The sequence below is a fragment of the Pseudomonas sp. Z5-35 genome (assembly GCF_051131945.1).
Taxonomy (GTDB): domain Bacteria; phylum Pseudomonadota; class Gammaproteobacteria; order Pseudomonadales; family Pseudomonadaceae; genus Aquipseudomonas; species Aquipseudomonas marvdashtae.
In genome coordinates this window covers 840,599-863,897 of sequence record NZ_CP071640.1, presented here as the reverse complement: position 1 = coordinate 863,897, position 23,299 = coordinate 840,599, and the positions used below count along the sequence as shown (strand labels likewise).

The 23,299-nt window shown below is 58.2% G+C and carries 10 protein-coding genes, 2 tRNA genes and 3 rRNA genes; 1 reads left to right on the top strand and 14 read right to left on the bottom strand.

Annotated features, from left to right (window positions below):
- Positions 1-6: 6 nt before the first annotated feature.
- On the bottom strand, positions 7-1,533 hold the full coding sequence (locus tag J3P95_RS04095; RefSeq protein ID WP_434578594.1) for a CoA-acylating methylmalonate-semialdehyde dehydrogenase: 1,527 nt from the start codon (positions 1,531-1,533) through the stop codon (positions 7-9).
- Between the two features lie 140 nt (positions 1,534-1,673).
- Between J3P95_RS04095 and J3P95_RS04090 the strand changes: the two genes are divergently transcribed.
- Positions 1,674-2,621, top strand: coding sequence for a LysR family transcriptional regulator (locus tag J3P95_RS04090; RefSeq protein ID WP_434560894.1), 948 nt, complete (start codon positions 1,674-1,676; stop codon positions 2,619-2,621).
- On the opposite strand, the gene J3P95_RS04085 is transcribed toward J3P95_RS04090, so the two are convergent.
- The 13 genes from J3P95_RS04085 to J3P95_RS04025 form a co-directional block, all read right to left on the bottom strand.
- The gene (locus J3P95_RS04085) at positions 2,618-3,121 is read right to left on the bottom strand and encodes an OmpA family protein (protein ID WP_434560892.1); all 504 of its coding nucleotides are present in this window, start codon (positions 3,119-3,121) and stop codon (positions 2,618-2,620) included. The genes J3P95_RS04090 and J3P95_RS04085 overlap by 4 nt on opposite strands.
- 4 nt (positions 3,122-3,125) lie before the next feature.
- Positions 3,126-4,394 (bottom strand): diguanylate cyclase domain-containing protein, encoded by a 1,269-nt coding sequence (locus tag J3P95_RS04080; RefSeq protein WP_434560890.1) that lies wholly within the window; start codon positions 4,392-4,394, stop codon positions 3,126-3,128.
- Complete coding sequence (locus J3P95_RS04075) at positions 4,391-4,963, bottom strand: YfiR family protein (RefSeq protein ID WP_434560888.1); 573 nt, start codon at positions 4,961-4,963, stop codon at positions 4,391-4,393. Before J3P95_RS04075 ends, J3P95_RS04080 begins: the two co-directional genes overlap by 4 nt.
- 137 nt (positions 4,964-5,100) lie before the next feature.
- The gene (gene recD, locus J3P95_RS04070) at positions 5,101-7,194 is read right to left on the bottom strand and encodes an exodeoxyribonuclease V subunit alpha (protein ID WP_434578597.1); all 2,094 of its coding nucleotides are present in this window, start codon (positions 7,192-7,194) and stop codon (positions 5,101-5,103) included.
- On the bottom strand, positions 7,191-10,880 hold the full coding sequence (gene recB / locus J3P95_RS04065) for an exodeoxyribonuclease V subunit beta (protein ID WP_434578599.1): 3,690 nt from the start codon (positions 10,878-10,880) through the stop codon (positions 7,191-7,193). Before recB ends, recD begins: the two co-directional genes overlap by 4 nt.
- Positions 10,877-14,335, bottom strand: coding sequence for an exodeoxyribonuclease V subunit gamma (recC, locus tag J3P95_RS04060; RefSeq protein WP_434578601.1), 3,459 nt, complete (start codon positions 14,333-14,335; stop codon positions 10,877-10,879). The genes recB and recC overlap by 4 nt, the downstream gene beginning before the upstream one ends.
- A gap of 155 nt (positions 14,336-14,490) precedes the next feature.
- A 5S ribosomal RNA gene (gene rrf, locus J3P95_RS04055) occupies positions 14,491-14,606 on the bottom strand.
- Between the two features lie 160 nt (positions 14,607-14,766).
- Positions 14,767-17,658, bottom strand: a 23S ribosomal RNA gene (locus J3P95_RS04050).
- Between the two features lie 242 nt (positions 17,659-17,900).
- Positions 17,901-17,976 (bottom strand) — tRNA-Ala (locus J3P95_RS04045).
- Positions 17,977-17,986: 10 nt separating this feature from the next.
- Positions 17,987-18,063, bottom strand: a tRNA-Ile gene (locus J3P95_RS04040).
- Between the two features lie 123 nt (positions 18,064-18,186).
- Positions 18,187-19,723, bottom strand: a 16S ribosomal RNA gene (locus J3P95_RS04035).
- The 16S, 23S and 5S rRNA genes sit together here with 2 tRNA genes alongside, the layout of an rRNA operon.
- 625 nt (positions 19,724-20,348) lie before the next feature.
- Complete coding sequence (locus tag J3P95_RS04030; RefSeq protein WP_434560880.1) at positions 20,349-21,842, bottom strand: CoA-acylating methylmalonate-semialdehyde dehydrogenase; 1,494 nt, start codon at positions 21,840-21,842, stop codon at positions 20,349-20,351.
- Positions 21,843-21,905: 63 nt separating this feature from the next.
- Positions 21,906-23,255, bottom strand: coding sequence for an aspartate aminotransferase family protein (locus J3P95_RS04025; RefSeq protein ID WP_434578603.1), 1,350 nt, complete (start codon positions 23,253-23,255; stop codon positions 21,906-21,908).
- Positions 23,256-23,299 lie beyond the last annotated feature (44 nt).

Here is a 23,299-nt window from a genome sequence, read left to right as displayed (position 1 = left end):
GGCTCCTCAACGCAAATTGATGGTGGTGTTCACACCGTCGTTGACGCTGTCGTCATCGAACCAGCGCGCGGTAACGGTCTTGGTCTGAGTGTAGAACTGCACCACTTGTTTGCCGTATGGGCCGAGGTCGCCGAGTTTCGAACCGCGGGAACCGGTGAAGCTGAAGAACGGCACTGGCACCGGAATTGGGATATTGATGCCCACTTGGCCGACGTCGATTTCGCTCTGGAACTTGCGCGCCGCCGCTCCGCTCTGGGTGAACAGGCCGGTGCCGTTGCCAAATGGATTGGCATTGACCAGGGCGATCGCTTGATCGAGGGTATCGACCTCCAGCACCACCAGCACCGGGCCGAAGATTTCCTCGGTGTAAATGCGCATGTCGGTGGTTACGCCGGAGAACAGGGTCGGACCGACGAAGTTGCCCTGCTCGAAACCCGGCACGCTGATGTCGCGGCCGTCCAGTTCAAGCTCCGCGCCTTGCTGCACGCCGCTTTCGATCAATTCGAGGATACGCGCCTTGGCCCGCTTGGAAATCACCGGGCCGACGTCGGTACCCGGCTCGCTGCCCGCGTTGACCTTGAGTTTCTGCGCCAGCGCCTTGAGCTCCGGCAACCATTGCTTGGCCGCGCCCACCATCACCACGACCGAGGTCGCCATGCAGCGCTGGCCCGCCGCGCCGAAACCGGCACCGACCAAGGCATTGAGGGTTTGCTCGCGATTGGCATCCGGCAGCACCACCGCATGGTTCTTGGCGCCCATCATCGATTGCACGCGTTTGCCGTGACGGCCCGCCAAGTCATAGACATGGGTGCCGACCGCCGTCGAACCGACGAAGGAAACCGCCTTGATGTCCTTGTGGGTGCAGAGCGCATCCACCACGTCCTTGCCGCCGTGCACCACGTTGAGCACGCCCGCCGGCACGCCGGCCTCGATGGCCAGCTCCACCAGCAACATGGTCGACAGCGGATCCTGCTCGGACGGCTTGAGCACGAAGGTATTACCGCAGGCGATGGCCATCGGGAACATCCACAGCGGAATCATTGCCGGGAAGTTGAACGGGGTGATGCCCGCGCACACACCGATCGGCTGGCGCAGCGTGTAGGTGTCCACGCCACCGGCGACGTTCTCGGCAAACTCGCCCATTTGCAGGGTGCCGATGGAACAGCCGTGCTCGACCACTTCCAGGCCGCGGAAAATATCGCCCTCGGCGTCAGCAATGGTCTTGCCCTGCTCGGCGCTGAGCACCGCGGCGATGCGCTTGGAGTGCTCACGGATCAACGCCTGGAGCTTGAGCATGATGCGCATCCGCGCACCGATAGGCGTCAGCTTCCACTTCTGGAACGCTTGCTGGGCGGCGGCGATGGCAGCGTCGACTTCCAACGCAGTGGCGAACGGGACCTTCGCCAGCACCTGTTGCGTGGCCGGGTTGACGATGTCATGCCATTCGCTGGACTGGGATTCAACCCACTCGCCATTGATCAACAACTTGACGGTTTGCAGAGTGGTGTCGCTGGGCGTAAGGGAAACGTTCATGCTGGCCTCCGGGATTTGTTCTTATAAGAGAGCGCTGGTTCAGCAAAGACCAAGGTACACAGACACCTTGGTGACGAGACGGTTTTTGGAGTATAGATGTGCAAACTTCTAATAAGAACGCACATAAAAACCGGTCCATCATGCAAAAAAACATCACCTCTCTCGGGTCGCTGAATTGGGACGACCTCAAGTTTTTCCTCGAAGTGGCCCGTACCCGCAAGGCCAGCACGGCGGCGAAACGGCTGGCTGTCGATTACACCACAGTGTCACGACGCATCAGCTCGCTCGAAACATCACTGGGCACGCTGCTGTTTGAGAAATCCCGGACCAACGGTTTTGTCCTGACGGCTGAAGGCCAGCGGTTGCTGGGCTATGCCGAGTCGATCGAAAGCACGCTGCACATGGCTTGCGAACAGGTTTCAGGATCAGGCGTCGCGCTGTCCGGGCATGTACGCATGGGTTGCACCGAAGGCTTCGGCAGCTTTTTCATCACACCGCAGTTGAGCCATTTCGTCGACGCCTACCCGGCAATCTCGGTGGACATCCTTCCGCTGCCGCACTTCATCAGCCTGTCCAAGCGTGAAGCCGACATCGTCATTGCCCTGGAACGCCCCGAACACGGACCGTATGTATGCTGCAAATTGTGCGACTACCGACTGCAGCTCTACGCCACCCAGCAATACCTGGACAACCACCCGCCCATTCACCGCCCGGCAGACTTGGGCAAGCATTCGTTCATCAGCTATGTGGATGACCTGGCGTTCAGTTCCGAGCTGCTCTACCTGGCCAACGTGCTCCCCGGCGCGCACGCGCATCTGCGCAGCACCAGCGTGATCGCGCAATTCGTGGCGGCGCAGCAAGGCCGGTCGCTGGCAATCCTGCCATGTTTTTTGGCCGCCCAAGACCCGCGCTTGCTGCCGGTACTGCCAGAGGAAATCACCGTGACCCGGCAGTTCTGGATGTACTGTAGAGAAGACCTCAGGAAGCTCAAGCGGATCACCCTGTTGTGGGATTACATCCGGGAAGTCACCGAACAGAACCAGCCATTGCTGATGGGCAACAGCCGGGAGATGGTGTTCGCCGATTAGTCGGCGATGACCACGATGGCGACGCGACGATTCTCGGTGCGACCGTTAGCGGTGTCGTTGGACGCGACTGGCTGGCTACTACCGAGGCCGCGCAACTGAACGTTTTCTTCGCGCATGCCGACGCCGATCAACACTTTGCCGACACTGTTGGCCCGTCGTATCGACAATTGTTCGTTGTAGGCCTGGGAGCCTGATGCGTCGGTATGGCCATCGACGCGTACGCGCTCGATACGTGCACCCAGCAGCGCCTTGCCGATCCGCTCGACGATCTCGGTACTGGCCGTGTTGAGGCTTTCCACGTCGCTGCCAAACAACACCTTGCCGGAAAGACCGAAGGCCCAGCCTTCTTCAGTCAACTTGAACCCCTGCTCCTTGAGGACCGCTATTTGCGCTGGAGTAAGCCCTTTCTGCGGTGCCGTCTGGCATGCGGTGAGGGTAAAAATAGCGATGAATAAAAATGCCGCGTAACGCAGCAGAGGAAAACGAGAATTTGAAAGCATGCAATCAGCTCCTGGTTTGAAGATCCGCGACCGAGTGCTCCGACCCCGCCGTGTGTTGGCCGCCTCGGGCGAGGCGTTTGGCCTGGTACATCGCCGCATCGGCGGCACTGAGCAGGGCACCGGGCGTGGCGCCATGCTCGGGGTAAACGGCAATGCCGATACTGAGGGAAGTCAGGACCGAGGCATTGCCGGGCAATTGAATTGGCATCTCCATGCTCGCGATGATTTTTTCGGCGATACGTTCGGCGTCCTCGGTCTGGTGCAAGGGTGACAACAGCACGGCGAACTCATCACCTCCCAGGCGCGCCACCAGGTCATCCTCGCGCAGCTGCGCGCGGACCCGGGTCGCGACGGCCGTCAATACGGCGTCACCGGCGGCGTGACCAAAGTTGTCATTGATGCCCTTGAAGCGGTCACTGTCCAGGTACAGGACGGCCACTTGCTCGTCGAGCTTGCTGGCATTACGCAACGCACGGATCAGCCGGCCCTCGAAAAACGCCCGGTTCGGCAACCCCGTCAGACTGTCGTGGCTGGCTTGGTGGGCCAGGGTTTCGTTCTCGCTTTGTAAATGGGTCTGCCAAGACTCAAGTTCAGCGAGCAACGCGTTGAAGTCATTGCCCAGATTGTCCAGCTCGGCGATGTCGGCCGGCGGCACTCGACGGTCCAGGACGCGTTCGCAGCGCGCGGCGTGAGCCACTTCAGCCAGGCTGCGTAGAGGCCCGGTGATCGCCCGCAACTGACGTCGCGCCAGGAACAGCGCGACCCAGGCGCTGATCGCCGTGCATAAAATGATCCCAGCCAGGCCGCTGAGCAGAAAACGTAACAGGCTGCCGCCATGTCCTGCCAGCAGGATCCTGCCGACATTCTGCCCTTGATGGACGATGGGCAGGCTGATGGGCTTCTCCAGGAAGGCCTTGGCGATGTGCATTTCCAGTTCCGACAACAGGCCGGTTTCCGGTCGGTGCCAGTGGGCCAACAGTCGACCTTGCTCGTTGAACACCTGGGCATCGGCCACTTCTTCGGTGCTGGCAATCAAGGCAAGCGCTTCGGTGGCGGCGGCCGCGTCATCGAACACCACGGCGGCTTCCACCGTGTAGTTGATGGAACGGGCGATGAGGTGCAAGTTGTGATCGGCATAGACCCGCAAGGCAAGCACGCCCAGCAACGTCAGGGAAACGCTGGCCATGGTGATCGCCACCAGCGCGACGATCAAATGACCGCGGCCAATGACCGAGCCCAACGTAGGACGAATCCGCGGTCTCGACGAATTCATGGTGCGGCAGGCCTGCGGCGTGATAGCTGGAGCACGCTCGGATGGATACGCACGCCACTGCGGGCCACCGAATCGAGATTGACCTCGAACGACACTTGTTCATCACCGACCCGCAGGCAGAACAGGCTGCCGACGGTACATTGATCGCCGCCCTCGCTGATGCTCAACACCGGTTTACCGATCAAAGAGGCAAACAGGCGAACGCGTTCATCGCCGGTCAGCTGGCCGATGTAGACGGCGTTGCAGTCGGTGGGAATGCTTGGATGGTCCGCCAGCACTCGCTGCACGACCACCGGCCGACCGGTAGCCTGGATGGTGCCTTTGACCAGATCGTCCGTGTATTGGGTCGGCCCGACGATGCACAGTTGCAGCTGCGTTGGCTCCACAGGCCAGCGAGCGTAGCTGAGAATGCCCATCACGACTTGCGCAACCGCCTCGGCTCGCAGGTCGGCTCGGGTCGTGGACGGTGGATCCTGGGCGATAGCAACAGGCGACAGCAAACACAAGAGCGCAGCAGGCAAATGCCGGCATCGCTTCCTGCGAACTGTCTCCCATAGCCTCGTTGTCATGGACAATCTCTTGGTTGTAGATAAGAGCCGGAACGATAACACAGTGTCAAAAAGCCAGCGAGACAGTGAACTATAGCGACTTCCGACAAAAAACAGGCGCTTCACGGTCGAGACATTGCACCGCTATAGCTGATCGTTCATTCAGCCTGTTCCCACTCCAACATCAATCCGCTCAAGCGCTTGACCTTGCGCCGGACCGCTTCCTCGAATATTCCCGCACGCGGCTCTATCAGGCTGAACCAGCGCTTGCCCCGGGTAATGGCGGTATACACCAATTCCTTGGTTAACACCGGGTTCAACGCATCTGGAAGAATCAACGCCGTGTGGGTGAATTCCGAACCCTGGGACTTGTGTACGGTCATGGCGTACACGGTTTCCACATCATTCAGGCGGCTGGGAAGTACGAAACGCACTCCACCCTGGCCATCGTTACGCGGGAAGGCGACCCGCAAGACCTGTTTGCCCGCGTCAGGCCCGTCACGTTCGGGCAGCTTGAGGGCAATGCCGATATCGCCGTTCATCAACCCCAGCCCATAGTCGTTGCGGGTCATCAATACCGGACGCCCCTCGTACCACAGGTGATCGTTTTCGATCAGGCGAGCCCTGAGCAGTGCGGCTGTGATTCGCTGATTCAGCCCTTCGACGCCCCACGGACCTTTGCGTACAGCGCTGAGCAGTTGGAACTCGTCGAACGCCGACAGGACATCCCGCGCCCAATCGGCCCAGCAGCGATCTTCCAACGGGCGAGCAATGGCCGGGCGCAGTTGCCGCATGACGCTTAGATAATGCCGATATCCCTGCGGCCCCGCCGGCAGGCCGTCAAGCAGCAAACGCTCCAGCGTCCCGTCGTGCTCGCCTTTCAAGGCCAGGGTAAACAAGTCGTCATACTCGCCTTGCGATAACAACTGACGGGCTTGATCAGGCTGTTGCGCATTGACCCTGCGAGCCAGTTGGCCGATACCACTGCCCTCGCCAAAACGCCGCGAATGCCTGAGCATCACCACTTGCTGGGCCAAGGGGTGAGCACCATCGAGGTCCTGCTTCAGATCGCTGGCCGTCAGGTTTTCCCCGCTGACGGACTCGAGCCAAGCCAGGGTCTGCGGGCTATACCAGCCTTCCTCGGCATCCCGGCACAAATCCCCCAGTACCGCACCGGCCTCTACCGAAGCCAGTTGGTCCTTGTCCCCCAACAATATCAACCGCGCATGGGTCGGCAGCGCATCCAGCAAATTCGCCATCATTTCCAGATCGATCATCGACGCCTCATCGACCACCAATACATCCAGTGGCAATCGATTGCCCCGATGATGACGAAAATGTCGGGTACCGGGACGGCTGCCCAATAACCGGTGGACCGTGGTGACATCGCAAGGAATGCGTTCGCGCACGGCCTCGGTCACATCCAGCGTGCGGACTTGCTGGCTGATGGACTCGGTCAGGCGTGCCGCTGCCTTGCCGGTGGGCGCGGCCAGGCGAATGCGCAGCGGTTTTCCAGCCTCCACGGCCGGTGCCTGCAGCAAGGCGAGCAGGCGCACGACCGTAGTGGTCTTGCCGGTGCCCGGGCCACCGGTAACGATACTGAAGGCGCTCCGTGTCGCCAACGCACAGGCCAGTTTCTGCCAGTCGATCGGTCCTGTCTTGCTGGCCGGCCCGAACAACCCGGCCAGGCGCTCGCCCAAGTCAGCCGGCGCAGTTTCATGTTCGGCCAGTCGCTGGCGCAACGCTTCATCGATCCGTCGTTCGTACCCCCAGTAACGACGCAAGTAAAGGCGCTTGCCGGACAGTACCAACGGGCGTTGCTGCGCCTCCTCGCTCTTATCGACAGCCAGGGCTACCAGCCGGCTGGATGCCAGGACCTTGCACCAATGGGCACCCTCCAGGGTTCGCAACACCTGGGACGGCAGCAGTACCCCGCTTTGCAGGTCACCTTCCGGGGGCAATGACAGGGCAAAATCCGGCTCCTTGAGCGTCTCGAACAGGTCCAGGCAGACATGCCCGTGGCCCAGTTGATGGCTGGTGAGTGCCGCGGCAAGCAAGACCAACGGGTCGTCATCAGGCGCCAGGTCATGGAGAAACGCGACAAAAGCCTTGTCCAGGGCCCGCAGCCAACCACGCTCCACCCACCGCGTGAGCAACAGTAACAGGTCATTGGCGTGGCCCAGGGGCGCCAGGTTCATCAGGCTCTCGTCATCGGACGCCTTGGGCAGCAGATCGGCAAAAGAACGACTCATAACAATTCTCCCTGCACCCACGCCGGCTCGGCCTTGGGTTCGGGCGCCCCTTGGAACAGGCGATCGAGTTGTTCGATAAGGGTTCGTGGGGGTTTGGTGAAGTACACGCCCTGGCTGGCTGCGCGCGTTCCGCGAAGGAAGATGTACAACGCGCCACCCACGTGCCGGTCGTAGTCATAGTCGGGCAAGCGCGCCTTGAGCTGGCGATGCAGGGCCAACAGGTACAACACGTATTGCAGATCGTAACGATTGTCCAGGATCGATTGCTCCATGGCCTGCTCGGTATAGGCCGCATCATCGATACCCAACCAGTTGGATTTGTAATCGGCCACGTAATAACGACCGTCGTGCTCGAAGGTCAGGTCGATGAAGCCCTTGAACATGCCGTTGAGCAGCACCGGCTCCGCAGCGATGCGAGCCACGCCACCATGGGTCGATCGGCAGACCAGGTCATCGAGCTTGAGCACGTCGACCTTATGGCTGGCGAACCAGAACTCCATCTCGACCTGGAATCGCTCCAAGTGCCCCAACACCACCGGAGCCTGGTCCGCACCGCTCGGCAAAGGCGTTGTGATCAGGTGCAGCAACCAATCGCCAAGCGTATTGATCCAGCCGTTCCAGCCCCGACGATTGCAGCGCCGGGCAATGGCGTCCTCGATGATCCCCGGAGTCGTTGGGAAGCCTTCGCCGGCCGCCCATTCCAGAAGCCCGTGAAGAAAGGTGCCGGGGTTGGGACCGCGGGGAAAGCGGTGGATATCGCCGCCGGCAGCGACAGCTTCCCTCGGCGCGTCCGGGTCGAGTCGCTCGTCATCGAACAGCTTCTGCGCCTGCGGATTTTCCGGTGCGGTGTCGCTGCCTGCATTGAGGCTGTCGCCGAAGCGTAATGCGCTGTAGGACGCGATCCACCAGTTTTCGCTGGCCTTACGCACGGGTAGCAAGGGCTCGAGCAGTAACGCGTCGTTGCGGGCAGGCCGGTAGTGTTCAGCGCTGGGCTGCGGCATCTCCAGGCAGTTCACCGCTTGGCTGCCTTGTTGCAGATCTTCCAGCCACCGCCTCAATCCCACCGACTCGGTCAACGGCGCGCCTGCGCCGAGCAGATAACCCAAGGCAGACAGATGCAGGATCGAACGGTTGTTGCTGCCGCGCTTGAGATCGGCAACACCCAGCCAACAGGCATGCTGCGCGCGCGTAAGCGCCACGTACAAGAGGCGCAGATCCTCGGCCAGACGCTCGTCATCGGACTTGATGATCAGCTCTGGGGTAGGCGAGAGACTGATCTGCGCCTGGCCGGTTTCATCGTGGTAATGCAAAGGCAACCGACTGCCGTCGACCGGTTTCGTCGAGCAAATGAACGGCAAGAAAACCAACGGGTATTCGAGCCCCTTGGATTTATGGATCGTAACCACTTTGACCAACTGCTCGTCGCTTTCCAGGCGCAGGATCTGTTCTTCTCCCGCTTGCCCGGTCAATGCCAGGTGTTCGGAAAGATATCGAATCAACGCTTGTTCGCCATCCAGCTCGACCGCAGCCTGCTGCAACAGCTCGCACAAGTGCAACAAATTGGTCAGCACGCGCTCGCCGTCATCGCGCGTCATCAGCGCCTGGGGCAGTTTGAAATCGTGCAGCAGACGCCTCAGCATGGGCAGCACGCCTTGTGTACGCCAGACCATCCGATAGCCACGAAATTGCATGACACGACTTTCCCAGGCCAGCTCATCCTGGTTGAGGCGCTCCAATTCTGTCAGTGGCAAATTCAAGGTGATACTGGCCAGCGCTGCCCGCAGCGGTCGCTCGACATCCGGCTCGGCGCAAGCCTTGAGCCAGGCCAGCAAGTCCCGTGCTTCCTGCGAGGCGAAGACCGAGTCCTTGTCCGACAGATACACACTGCGCACACCGCGAGCGGACAGCTCGCCGCGCACGGCCTGCGCTTCCTTGCCGTCGCGCACCAGAATGGCGATATCGGCTGGCAGAATCCCGCGACGCATCGTTTCTTCCTGGACAAATCCGTCACGCCCCAACTGGCCGCCGTTAAGCAGCGCCGTGATTTCACTGGCGCAAGCAGCGGCCATTTGCTGTCGATACACCGCTCCGGAAATTGGCTGGTCCGAAGCCAGGTGCCAGATATTCAGGGCTGCCATGGCCTGTCCCGCGACCCACAAAGACTCCTTGCGTCCTTGGGACTCGACAGGCAGGAACGGCACCGGATTGCGACCCGATGGCTCACGGAACAAGAAAGCCCCGCGCCCCTGCGGACGCGACTCGGCACTCTGGAAAACATGGTTCACCGCGCTGACCATCGCATGACTGGAACGAAAGTTCGTTCCCAGCGTATGCAACCGACCAGCCGTGGCTTGCCGGGCGCGCAGGTAGGTATAGATGTCGGCACCGCGAAAAGCATAGATGGCTTGTTTTGGATCACCGATCAGGAAAAGCCCCGTCTCGGGATCATTGTCTTCAATGCGGTAGATGCTCTCGAAGATGCGGTACTGGACCGGATCGGTGTCCTGGAACTCGTCGATCAAAGCGACTGGAAACTGCTCGCGAATCAAGCTCGCCAGGCGCTCCCCGCCCTCAGCCTGCAAAGCCGCGTCCAGGCGCAACAGCATGTCGTCGAAGCCCATCTCCGCCCGGCGACGTTTCTCCGCTTCGAAGCGCGCCCCGACCCACTGCGCGGCATGCTGCAACACTGCGGCCTCCGGGGTAGGCAACGCATCCAGGCTGGCCTTGAGGCCCGACATGGCGTCCAGTCCGGGATGATTGGGCACCTCGCCTTTCCAGGCCTCTGCCATGCCCTCGGGCGTCAATCGCGTGAAGCCGGTGCCGATATCCAGGAGCTCGAGGCTTTCGTCTTCCACCCAGGCGGTGATTTTCTGAAACCACGGTTCGAAGTAACGGGCCTGCATCTTGCGCCCGTCGACGCTTTTATTGGCAACGCCTTGCTGGCAGATTTCCAAGAGTTCCACGGCCCATTGGCGCCAAGGAGCCTTGAGATCGAGCAAGGCGGCGCTGCGTTCCTGCAGGGACGTGGCGATGAGTTCGGCGGGGGCAAGTCCATCACCATTGCCGCGCTCGCTGGCAAATAACCCTCTTACTCGCGGCAGCAGCGCGGCGGGCCCGCCCCAATGAGTGCGCACCCAGCTCAACGCTTCGCCCTGCATCGAGTAGCAGAACAGTCGCCAGTAGTCGCGCAGCACCTCGCCGAGCAGTTCGCTGTGATCGGTTTCCAAGGTCTGGGTAAACAGGCTGCCGCTGTCAAAAGCGTGCTCGCGCAGCATCCGCTGGCACCAGCTATGGATAGTCGAAACAGCCGCTTCGTCCATCCACTGCGCGGCAATATCGAGTCGGTTCGCACAGGCTGCCCATTGCTCTGCATCGAACTCGTCGCGCAACGCCGCGATCAACGAGTCCGGGGCAGGAATTTCGTCGCGAAAAAACCGCGCCGCCTCTGCCAGGCGCGTGCGGATACGCTCACGCAGTTCCTTGGTGGCGGCGTCGGTAAAAGTCACCACCAGGATTTGCGGAGGCAGGAGCTCGCGACCAAACCGGTTCTGCGGACCGCCATGCCCCAACACCAGGCGCAGGTACAGCGCCGAGATGGTAAAGGTCTTGCCAGTCCCGGCGCTGGCTTCGATCAACTGGCTGCCACGTAGCGGAAAGGCCAGGGCCAAAGGGATTTGCCGGCTCATGAACGTCCTTCCTCGGCGGCCAATGAACGCCACGCGGCTTCGATTAGCGGTCGGTAAAGCGCATCGCACCAATCGGGAAATGTTTCGTCAGCCATCAAGGCATCGAAGTCGGCATATTGTCGAGCTAGCGCCGGGCTTTCGCGTCGCTCACCTTCAAACGTCAACCCGTCGCCTTCATAGGCTTTTCGAGCCGCCGCCTCGGCTTTGTCCGGGTCGCCCTGGCCGAGCCAGGCGAAAGCCGTCTTCACCGCTATCGGTAAAGGCTGGCGCATACCGCTCTGCCAGGCTTGCAACAGATCGCCGAGCAGCTTTCGCGCAACCGGCTCCTCAAAAGGCGCCAGTAGTAAACTATCGTCGCTGGCGACCAATGCCGTCGTCATCGAAAGTCCGCTGGCGCAGGCTACGAGATGGTTGACCCAGGGGCGTATCAGGCGATGCCATTTGCGGGTCTTGGTAGAGCCAATGCTGTTCGGGATCGCGGTGATGGCCAGGACTTCACCATCGGATCGCTGGTGCAAGCCGCTGAGCCAGCCTTCTACGCTGATATCGTTCAGTTGCAGGCTGACAGGCAACGCGCTTGTCAGCGGGGTTGGCCATAACGCCAGGAGCTGCTGGTAACGCTGGAGCAGGTCAGGCAGCGGCTCTACCAACTCACGCTGCATGCACTCACCAAAACCAGCCATGGGTAGCAGGCCGCTGTTCTGTAACCTCCTGGCATGAGCCTCCAGGGCCAGATCCGGTTGATCGAGGCGAACGAGAGCGGCCTCGAGCAGGCTGTCACTCAAGCTGTAGCGCTGCAGGGCATCGAGGACGAAGGGTTCGTCATTCGCCAGCGGAGCTTCAAAGGTCTCGAAAAATACCTTGAGCCGCTGACTGAAGAAATGACGGACAGGGTTGCGTAGGAAGTCCTGCAATTGACCGAGGGCCAAGGGTTCTTCCTGGACATAGGGGGCCAACATTGGAGGCGTGGCGACCTGATCGTGGCTATGGTGAAGCGCGCGCCATTCGCTGGCATAGCTGAACAGATCATCGCCCTGATAAAAATAACGGGCGCTGAACGGTTGCAAAGGATGTTCTTGGGTCAGTGCTTCGAGAAGCTCGCCATCGCTATCGCCATCTGGCAATTGCCAGCCGCTGGCGAGATGGTCACGCAACTGCCCGATCAAGACGGATGCAGGCCGATCGCTGTTGTCACGGATGCTGCGGCCGACCCAACTGATATAAAGCTTCTCCCGTGCAGAAAGCAGCGCTTCCAATAACAGGTAGCGGTCATCCTCACGCCGGGAACGGTCGCCAGGTCGGTAGTCGCTGCCCATGAGGTCGAAGTCCAACGGCGGTTGCGCTCGAGGGTAATCACCATCGTTCATTCCCAACAGGCAGACCAGCTTGAAGGGGATGGCGCGCATCGGCATCAAGGTACAGAAATTGACCGCCCCGGCGAGGAAGCGCTGGGACAATCGCCCCTGATCCAGCCCGGCCAGCCAGGCTTCTCTCACGACCGTCAAAGGCAGCTCGTCATCCAGTCCAACCGAATCGCAGGTTTCCAGCCAGGTTTCACGCAGGTCCTCCAGTTGGGCCAGCAAGTAGTCGTCATGCTCGTTGCTCGCCAGGAAGAACAACTGCATCAAGTCATGCAGGCGCGCGCCCCAGTCCTGGGGTGACGCCGGTTGACTGAGCTCTTGATGAGCGACCTCAAGCGCGTCCAGCAGGGCAACCAGCGGGCCGATCAATGCGGCGTCAAGGCCGCCGATTTCGTCATAGGGCTCAATGCCCTCGTAAGCCTGCGAGGTGCCGACGGCATATCCCAGCAACATGCGACGCAGGCCAAAACGCCAACTGTTCTGCTCAAGCTCCGCGGGCAGACCCAACCCTGCACGATGCTCGGCGTTCATGCCCCAGCGGATACCAGCCCCCTCGATCCAGCGGTGCAGTGTCGGCAAATCAGCCTCGTCAATGCCGAACCGCTCGCGCAATGCCGGCACATCGAGTAAATCGAGGACTTCGCTGACCGGGAAGCGACTATCAGGCAGCTTGAGCAAATGCTCGACGGCGATCAACAGAGGGTCGCGTCCACGCTGGCCCTGGTCAGTCAGCGTGAATGGAATGAAACGAGGGTCGGTCCTGTCGAGCTGGCCAAATACTGCCCGGATATGCGGCGCATAACTGTCAATGTCCGGGACCATGACGATGATATCCCGGGGGCGCAGGGTCGGGTCCTTGCTGAAATGGGCGAGCAACTGATCATGTAGGATTTCAACTTCGCGCTGGGCGCTGTGGGCAATATGAAAACGGATCGATCCATCTCGCTCGGTATCGACCGCTGGCCAGTGCTCCCGGGTTTCGTCCAAGGGGCGCAATTCGAGGATGTCATCCTGCAGCTGGCTGAGAAGGGTTGTGGGAGCGCTCTCGCTGAACAAATCGATCCGTCCCTCGCGAAATACCGAGCGATAGGTGTTTGGATCGTCATAACTGTCAAGGAGGTTGATGTAGTCGCGCCCTTGCTTTCCCCAGGCCGCCAAAAGCGGATGAGCGTGCTGATGCAACGCTTGCGGGTCGAGAATGTCTGGCATGCCGGTCTTGCGCGCCTGCCGCTTGTATTGATGGCGAAGCAAATCCTTGTCGGCAACGACGTCGGCCCAATGGTGACGGCACGGGTTGTGGACGCACAACAGAACCTGGCTGAATCGTGATAGGCCGGCGAGAGCCTCGAGAGCTTGTGCAGGCAACGAGGAAATGCCGAAGACTATTACCCGCGCAGGCAGACCTTGGGGAGCGACATCCAGACTATTGATCCGCTCAATATAGCGTTGATGGACGCCTGCTCGGCTTTGAGCCATGCCCTTCTCACCCACATCCAGCAACAAGGCCCGCCACAACTCCGCTTGCCAACAATTTGCCGGAGCGAGCGGCTTGGCTTCACCACGGACGCTTCTCGTCTGATGTCGTCCCTGCGCCCAATCTTCAAGCCAGTCGGCCCGGTACACCTGATATTGATCGAACAGATCGGCCAGGCGCTCGGACAGTTGGTATCGCTTGCGCAAGTCCGTGTCGTGGGTAAGAAAACGTCGCAGGGGTTCGAAATGGGGCTGTTCGATCAGTTGCGGAAGGAGGCGCATCAGCCTCCACGTGAGCGGAGCCTTATCCAATAGTGACTTTGCAGGAATTTCGTCACGGCCAAGTACCATCCGGTAGAGCTGCCACATAAAGCTGCCGGGCAACTGCACATCAATGGCAGCCGCAATACCGCAACCGCCCGTGTCATCGTCCTGCGGATCTTCCGCCAGTGCCAACTTCAGCCATTGGGCAATACCGTTGCTTTGTACCAGCGCGACTTCATTCTCAAGAGGCCCCAGCGGATAACGCCGCATCAGGCTGATTACCAGGCTGCGCAGCTCATCGAGGCGATTCCCATGGACCACCATGAAAGCAGGGGTGAGGGACGTCGCGTCTGGCATAAGGGCATCCTTGAAAAGTGCAAAAGCTAGGGCAGAACCTTAGCACTGTCGGGTGGCTGTGACAGCCAGGACCTGTCCGTGTCTGTCGTAAGAACTTTCCTGCGGGCAAAACAAAACCCCTACCTGCATCAGCAGATAGGGGTTTCGGAATTTAATCTTGACGATGACCTACTCTCACATGGGGAAACCCCACACTACCATCGGCGATGCATCGTTTCACTGCTGAGTTCGGGATGGGATCAGGTGGTTCCAATGCTCTATGGTCGTCAAGAAATTCGGGTACTGAGTCGTGGCCGGTTGGCCTCGCTTCAGCAAATTGGGTATGTGATAGCTTCGGTGTTTTGTGAGATTCGAACTTTCGGTTCGTTTCGTCTTCACACACCGCAATCTGGCGCCCTGCGAGCAGGATCAGCAAATTGCTTGGGTGTTATATGGTCAAGCCTCACGGGCAATTAGTACAGGTTAGCTCAACGCCTCACAGCGCTTACACACCCTGCCTATCAACGTCGTAGTCTTCGACGGCCCTTCAGGGGACTCAAGGTCCCAGTGAGATCTCATCTTGAGGCAAGTTTCCCGCTTAGATGCTTTCAGCGGTTATCTTTCCCGAACATAGCTACCCGGCAATGCCACTGGCGTGACAACCGGAACACCAGAGGTTCGTCCACTCCGGTCCTCTCGTACTAGGAGCAGCCCCTCTCAAATCTCAAACGTCCACGGCAGATAGGGACCGAACTGTCTCACGACGTTCTAAACCCAGCTCGCGTACCACTTTAAATGGCGAACAGCCATACCCTTGGGACCGGCTTCAGCCCCAGGATGTGATGAGCCGACATCGAGGTGCCAAACACCGCCGTCGATATGAACTCTTGGGCGGTATCAGCCTGTTATCCCCGGAGTACCTTTTATCCGTTGAGCGATGGCCCTTCCATACAGAACCACCGGATCACTAAGACCTACTTTCGTACCTGCTCGACGTGTCTGTCTCGCAGTCAAGCGCGCTTTTGCCTTTATACTCTACGACCGATTTCCGACCGGTCTGAGCGCACCTTCGTACTCCTCCGTTACTCTTTAGGAGGAGACCGCCCCAGTCAAACTACCCACCATACACTGTCCTCGATCCGGATAACGGACCTGAGTTAGAACCTCAAAGTTGCCAGGGTGGTATTTCAAGGTTGGCTCCACGCGAACTGGCGTCCACGCTTCAAAGCCTCCCACCTATCCTACACAAGCAAATTCAAAGTCCAGTGCAAAGCTATAGTAAAGGTTCACGGGGTCTTTCCGTCTAGCCGCGGATACACTGCATCTTCACAGCGATTTCAATTTCACTGAGTCTCGGGTGGAGACAGCGCCGCCATCGTTACGCCATTCGTGCAGGTCGGAACTTACCCGACAAGGAATTTCGCTACCTTAGGACCGTTATAGTTACGGCCGCCGTTTACCGGGGCTTCGATCAAGAGCTTCGCGTTAGCTAACCCCATCAATTAACCTTCCGGCACCGGGCAGGCGTCACACCCTATACGTCCACTTTCGTGTTTGCAGAGTGCTGTGTTTTTAATAAACAGTCGCAGCGGCCTGGTATCTTCGACCGGCGTGGGCTTACGCAGCAAGTGCTTCACCCTCACCGGCGCACCTTCTCCCGAAGTTACGGTGCCATTTTGCCTAGTTCCTTCACCCGAGTTCTCTCAAGCGCCTTGGTATTCTCTACCCAACCACCTGTGTCGGTTTGGGGTACGGTTCCTGGTTACCTGAAGCTTAGAAGCTTTTCTTGGAAGCATGGCATCAACCACTTCGTCACCCAAAGGGTAACTCGTCATCAGCTCTCGGCCTTAAGATCCCGGATTTACCTAAGATCTCAGCCTACCACCTTAAACTTGGACAACCAACGCCAAGCTGGCCTAGCCTTCTCCGTCCCTCCATCGCAATAACCAGAAGTACAGGAATATTAACCTGTTTTCCATCGACTACGCTTTTCAGCCTCGCCTTAGGGACCGACTAACCCTGCGTCGATTAACGTTGCGCAGGAAACCTTGGTCTTTCGGCGTGGGTGTTTTTCACACCCATTGTCGTTACTCATGTCAGCATTCGCACTTCTGATACCTCCAGCAAGCTTCTCAACTCACCTTCACAGGCTTACAGAACGCTCCTCTACCGCATCACTTGCGTGATACCCGTAGCTTCGGTGTATGGTTTGAGCCCCGTTACATCTTCCGCGCAGGCCGACTCGACTAGTGAGCTATTACGCTTTCTTTAAAGGGTGGCTGCTTCTAAGCCAACCTCCTAGCTGTCTAAGCCTTCCCACATCGTTTCCCACTTAACCATAACTTTGGGACCTTAGCTGACGGTCTGGGTTGTTTCCCTTTTCACGACGGACGTTAGCACCCGCCGTGTGTCTCCCATGCTCGGCACTTGTAGGTATTCGGAGTTTGCATCGGTTTGGTAAGTCGGGATGACCCCCTAGCCGAAACAGTGCTCTACCCCCTACAGTGATACATGAGGCGCTACCTAAATAGCTTTCGAGGAGAACCAGCTATCTCCGAGCTTGATTAGCCTTTCACTCCGATCCACAGGTCATCCGCTAACTTTTCAACGGTAGTCGGTTCGGTCCTCCAGTTAGTGTTACCCAACCTTCAACCTGCCCATGGATAGATCGCCCGGTTTCGGGTCTATTCCCAGCGACTAGACGCCCTATTAAGACTCGCTTTCGCTACGCCTCCCCTATTCGGTTAAGCTCGCCACTGAAAATAAGTCGCTGACCCATTATACAAAAGGTACGCAGTCACCCAACAAAGTGGGCTCCCACTGCTTGTACGCATACGGTTTCAGGATCTATTTCACTCCCCTCTCCGGGGTTCTTTTCGCCTTTCCCTCACGGTACTAGTTCACTATCGGTCAGTCAGTAGTATTTAGCCTTGGAGGATGGTCCCCCCATATTCAGACAAAGTTTCTCGTGCTCCGTCCTACTCGATTTCACTTCTAAGATCCTTTCGCGTACAGGGCTATCACCCACTATGGCCGCACTTTCCAGAGCGTTCCGCTAAAATCAAAGAAGCTTAAGGGCTAGTCCCCGTTCGCTCGCCACTACTAAGGGAATCTCGGTTGATTTCTTTTCCTCAGGGTACTTAGATGTTTCAGTTCCCCTGGTTCGCCTCTTGCACCTATGTATTCAGTACAAGATAACCATCTTATGATGGCTGGGTTCCCCCATTCAGACATCTCCGGATCACAGTCTGTTTGCCGACTCCCCGAAGCTTTTCGCAGGCTACCACGTCTTTCATCGCCTCTGACTGCCAAGGCATCCACCGTATGCGCTTCTTCACTTGACCATATAACCCCAAGCAATCTGGTTATACTGTGAAGACGACATTCGCCGAAAATTCGAATTCCTCAACTAAGAGAACTCACAAATTTTACCTTAGCCTGATCCGTTACCAGTGAAAGTAACGTCCAGTCTATCTTTCTATCACATACCCAAATTTTTAAAGAACGATCTAATCAAAAGACTAGAAATCAACATTCACCATCACGTCGATGGAATGCTCATTTCTAAGCTTTCAGAAGCAGTTTATGGTGGAGCCAAGCGGGATCGAACCGCTGACCTCCTGCGTGCAAGGCAGGCGCTCTCCCAGCTGAGCTATGGCCCCATTACAAAATTGGTGGGTCTGGGCAGATTCGAACTGCCGACCTCACCCTTATCAGGGGTGCGCTCTAACCAACTGAGCTACAGACCCAATTTCGAGCTTGTAACTGTTAGCTGTGAGCTATCAGCTTGGAGCTTAAAGCTGCTTCTATCGTCTTCTTCAATGAATCAAGCAATTCGTGTGGGAGCTCATGGAGCAGCTGCGGTCGTCGATTAAGGAGGTGATCCAGCCGCAGGTTCCCCTACGGCTACCTTGTTACGACTTCACCCCAGTCATGAATCACACCGTGGTAACCGTCCTCCCGAAGGTTAGACTAGCTACTTCTGGTGCAACCCACTCCCATGGTGTGACGGGCGGTGTGTACAAGGCCCGGGAACGTATTCACCGCGACATTCTGATTCGCGATTACTAGCGATTCCGACTTCACGCAGTCGAGTTGCAGACTGCGATCCGGACTACGATCGGTTTTGTGGGATTAGCTCCACCTCGCGGCTTGGCAACCCTCTGTACCGACCATTGTAGCACGTGTGTAGCCCAGGCCGTAAGGGCCATGATGACTTGACGTCATCCCCACCTTCCTCCGGTTTGTCACCGGCAGTCTCCTTAGAGTGCCCACCATAACGTGCTGGTAACTAAGGACAAGGGTTGCGCTCGTTACGGGACTTAACCCAACATCTCACGACACGAGCTGACGACAGCCATGCAGCACCTGTCTCAATGTTCCCGAAGGCACCAATCCATCTCTGGAAAGTTCATTGGATGTCAAGGCCTGGTAAGGTTCTTCGCGTTGCTTCGAATTAAACCACATGCTCCACCGCTTGTGCGGGCCCCCGTCAATTCATTTGAGTTTTAACCTTGCGGCCGTACTCCCCAGGCGGTCAACTTAATGCGTTAGCTGCGCCACTAAGAGCTCAAGGCTCCCAACGGCTAGTTGACATCGTTTACGGCGTGGACTACCAGGGTATCTAATCCTGTTTGCTCCCCACGCTTTCGCACCTCAGTGTCAGTATCAGTCCAGGTGGTCGCCTTCGCCACTGGTGTTCCTTCCTATATCTACGCATTTCACCGCTACACAGGAAATTCCACCACCCTCTACCATACTCTAGCTCGACAGTTTTGAATGCAGTTCCCAGGTTGAGCCCGGGGATTTCACATCCAACTTAACGAACCACCTACGCGCGCTTTACGCCCAGTAATTCCGATTAACGCTTGCACCCTCTGTATTACCGCGGCTGCTGGCACAGAGTTAGCCGGTGCTTATTCTGTCGGTAACGTCAAGACACCAACGTATTAGGTTAATGCCCTTCCTCCCAACTTAAAGTGCTTTACAATCCGAAGACCTTCTTCACACACGCGGCATGGCTGGATCAGGCTTTCGCCCATTGTCCAATATTCCCCACTGCTGCCTCCCGTAGGAGTCTGGACCGTGTCTCAGTTCCAGTGTGACTGATCATCCTCTCAGACCAGTTACGGATCGTCGCCTTGGTGAGCCATTACCCCACCAACTAGCTAATCCGACCTAGGCTCATCTGATAGCGCAAGGCCCGAAGGTCCCCTGCTTTCTCCCGTAGGACGTATGCGGTATTAGCGTCCGTTTCCGAGCGTTATCCCCCACTACCAGGCAGATTCCTAGGCATTACTCACCCGTCCGCCGCTCTCAAGAGGTGCAAGCACCTCTCTACCGCTCGACTTGCATGTGTTAGGCCTGCCGCCAGCGTTCAATCTGAGCCATGATCAAACTCTTCAGTTCAAACATCTTTGGGTTTTGAGAAAACCCTAAACTTGGCTCAGCAATCGTTGGTTACATCTTTGATTTCTCGCGGAGTAACTTGTGATGCTGATAATCTGTTGACTAGCAGTCTGACTCCACAAGCACCCACACGAATTGCTTGATTCAGTTGTTAAAGAGCGGTTGGCTGAGTCTTTCGTCTCAACCGAGGCGCGCATTCTACAGCGCCTTGTGTATCTGTCAAGCGGTTATTTTTAGAAGTTTTCAAAGTTTCCTTATCAACTTCAACCACTTGCGCTTCCGATCTCTCGTTAGCGGGAGGCGAATTCTACAGCGTTAGTCGCTGCTGTCAACACCTCTTTTTCTCCGCTTTCGACCGAGAAGATCGAACCGCCGATAAAGCCAAACAACGCCGCCCTACCCGCTCCTTCCGTGCCTCGACGAACTGAAGCACGCTTACATCGAAACCTACTTAACTCGTTGAAACTCAAGGAGTTTTCCGTTTCGACTGCGCCGGAAGTGGGGCGAATTATAGACACCCAGGATTTGCCGTCAACCCTTTATTTCATAATTCTGTCATATCGGTCGAAAAGCCCCGCGAACACAGAGGCCTGCGTCCTAGGGCGCAGGCCTCCCAGCCATCCCCTTACAAGCTAGGGAAAGCGAACTGCGAAGCCTCGTGACTGGCGCGCTGTGGCCAGCGCTGGGTGATGGCCTTGCGGCGGGTATAGAAACGCACCCCGTCCGGACCGTAGGCATGCAAGTCGCCGAACAGCGAGCGCTTCCAACCACCAAAGCTGTGATAAGCGACAGGAACCGGCAGGGGAACGTTGACGCCGACCATCCCTACTTCAATCTCATCGCAAAACAACCGCGCTGCTTCACCATCCCGGGTAAAGATGCACGTGCCGTTGCCATACTCGTGATCGTTGATAAGTTGCATCGCCTCTTCCAGGCTGTTGACTCGGACGACGCACAATACCGGCCCGAAGATCTCTTCCTTATAGATGCGCATCTCAGGCATTACGCGATCAAACAGACAGCCCCCCAGGAAAAATCCCTCTTCGTAGCCGCTCACACTCAAGCCACGGCCATCGACAACCAGCGAAGCCCCCGCCGCCACACCGTCTTCTATATAGCTACTGACTTTGTCGCGGTGTTGACCGGTCACAAGCGGCCCCATGTCCAGCCCGCAAGACGTCCCGGCGCCGATCTTCAACCCCTTGATTTGCGGCACCAACTTGGCCACCAGTGCATCCGCCACCTGGTCACCGACACACACCGCCACCGAAATCGCCATGCAACGTTCACCGCACGAACCGTATGCCGCGCCCATCAGTGCGCTGACGGCATTATCCAAATCTGCATCCGGCATCAGTACCGCATGGTTCTTGGCACCGCCCAGCGCCTGGACGCGCTTACCGCGCCGGGTACCCTCGGCATAGATGTACTCGGCAATCGGCGTCGAGCCGACAAAACTCAGCGCCTTCACCTCTGGCGCCTCGATCAACGCATCCACTGCCACCTTGTCGCCATGGATCACGCTCAGCACACCCTTGGGCAATCCCGCTTCCAGCAATAGCTGGGCGATCAACAGGGTGGAACTCGGGTCGCGCTCGGACGGCTTGAGAATGAAGCAATTGCCGCAGACGATCGCCAGCGGATACATCCACAGTGGCACCATCGCTGGAAAGTTGAACGGAGTGATACCCGCCACAACTCCCAGAGGCTGGAAGTCTGACCAGGCGTCGATGTTCGGTCCTACGTTGCGGCTGTATTCACCCTTCAGGATTTCCGGCGCTGCACAGGCAAACTCGACGTTTTCAATACCGCGCTTGAGTTCACCAGCGGCGTCCTCCAAGGTCTTGCCATGTTCTTCGCTGATCAGTTGGGCAATGCGCGACTCGTTCTGCTCCAACAACTGCTTGAAGCGAAACATTACTTGGGCACGCTTGGCCGCCGGCGTGTTGCGCCAGGCCGGAAAAGCCGCCTTGGCGGCATCGATGGCCTGCTGGACCGTGGCGCGATCCGCCAGCGGCACCTTATGGATAGCCTGGCCAGTGGATGGGTTGAACACGTCGGCGGTGCGCGCGCTATCGCTCGACAGTTCGCCATTGATCAAATGCGGGATGAGGCTCATGAGGACTCCAGACAATTCGGTCACCAGACGCCCGCTACAGGGCGCCTGTCTATAAAGAAGACATCAATCGATTTTATTCAACACTTCGCCGACTGCATCGAACAGACGATCCAGGTCCTGCGGCTTGCTGTTGAACGTCGGTCCGAACTGCAGGGTGTCACCGCCAAAGCGCACATAGAAACCGGCCTTCCACAGCGCCATGCCCGCCTCGAAAGGACGCACGATGGCATCACCATCGCGCGGCGCAATCTGGATCGCCCCGGCCAAGCCGTAGTTGCGAATATCGATGACGTTCTTCGAGCCCTTCAAACCATGCAAAGCGTTCTCGAAATGTGGCGCGACCTCGGCCACGCTTTGCACCAGGTTTTCTTTCTGCAACAAGTCCAGTGCCGCCAAGCCTGCCGCGCACGCCACTGGGTGCGCCGAGTACGTATAGCCATGGGGAAACTCGACGGCGTACTCAGGTGTCGCCTGGCTCATGAAGGTCTGGTAGATCTCGGAGCTGGCAATCACCGCACCCATGGGGATCGCGCCATTGGTGACTTGCTTGGCGATGCACATCAGGTCCGGAACCACGCCAAAGCTATCAGCGCCGAACATTGAACCGGTACGACCAAAACCGGTAATGACCTCGTCGAATACCAGCAGGATGTTGTGCTGATCGCAGATGTCCCGCAGGCGTTTCAGATATCCCTCCGGCGGCACCAATACACCGGCAGACCCGGCCATCGGCTCGACAAATACCGCCGCGATATTGGAAGCGTCGTGCAGCTCGATCAACTTCAACAACTCATCGGCCAAAGCAATACCGCCTTCCTTGGGCATGCCACGCGAATAGGCATTGCTGGCGAGCAAAGTGTGGGGCAAATGATCGACATCCATCATGGCCTGGCCGAACAACTTGCGGTTGCCACTGACGCCGCCAAGGCTGGTGCCGGCAATGTTCACGCCGTGATAACCACGGGCGCGACCGATCATTTTGGTCTTGGTCGCCTGTCCCTTGAGGCGCCAATAGGCGCGGACCATCTTCACCGCGGTATCGGCGCACTCGGAACCGGAGTCGGTGAAGAACACATGGTCAAGATTGCCTGGGGTCAGGCTGGTGATTTTTTCCGCCAACTGGAACGACAGCGGATGCCCGTATTGGAAGCCCGGCGAGTAATCGAGCGTACCCAGCTGCTTGGCGACCGCTTCCTGGATTTCCTTGCGGGTGTGCCCGGCGCCGCACGTCCACAGGCCTGACAGCGAATCATAGACCTTGCGGCCCTTGTCATCGGTCAACCAACTGCCTTCGGCGGCAACGATCAGCCGAGGGTCGCGTTGGAAGTTGCGATTGGCCGTGTAGGGCATCCAGTGGGCATCCAGCTTGAGCTGGCTGGCCAGGGATCCGGGAGCGTGTTCGGGCATGTTCATCGACAAAACCTCGCAGGGCGTAAGCGGCATGAAGTCAGAAGCGT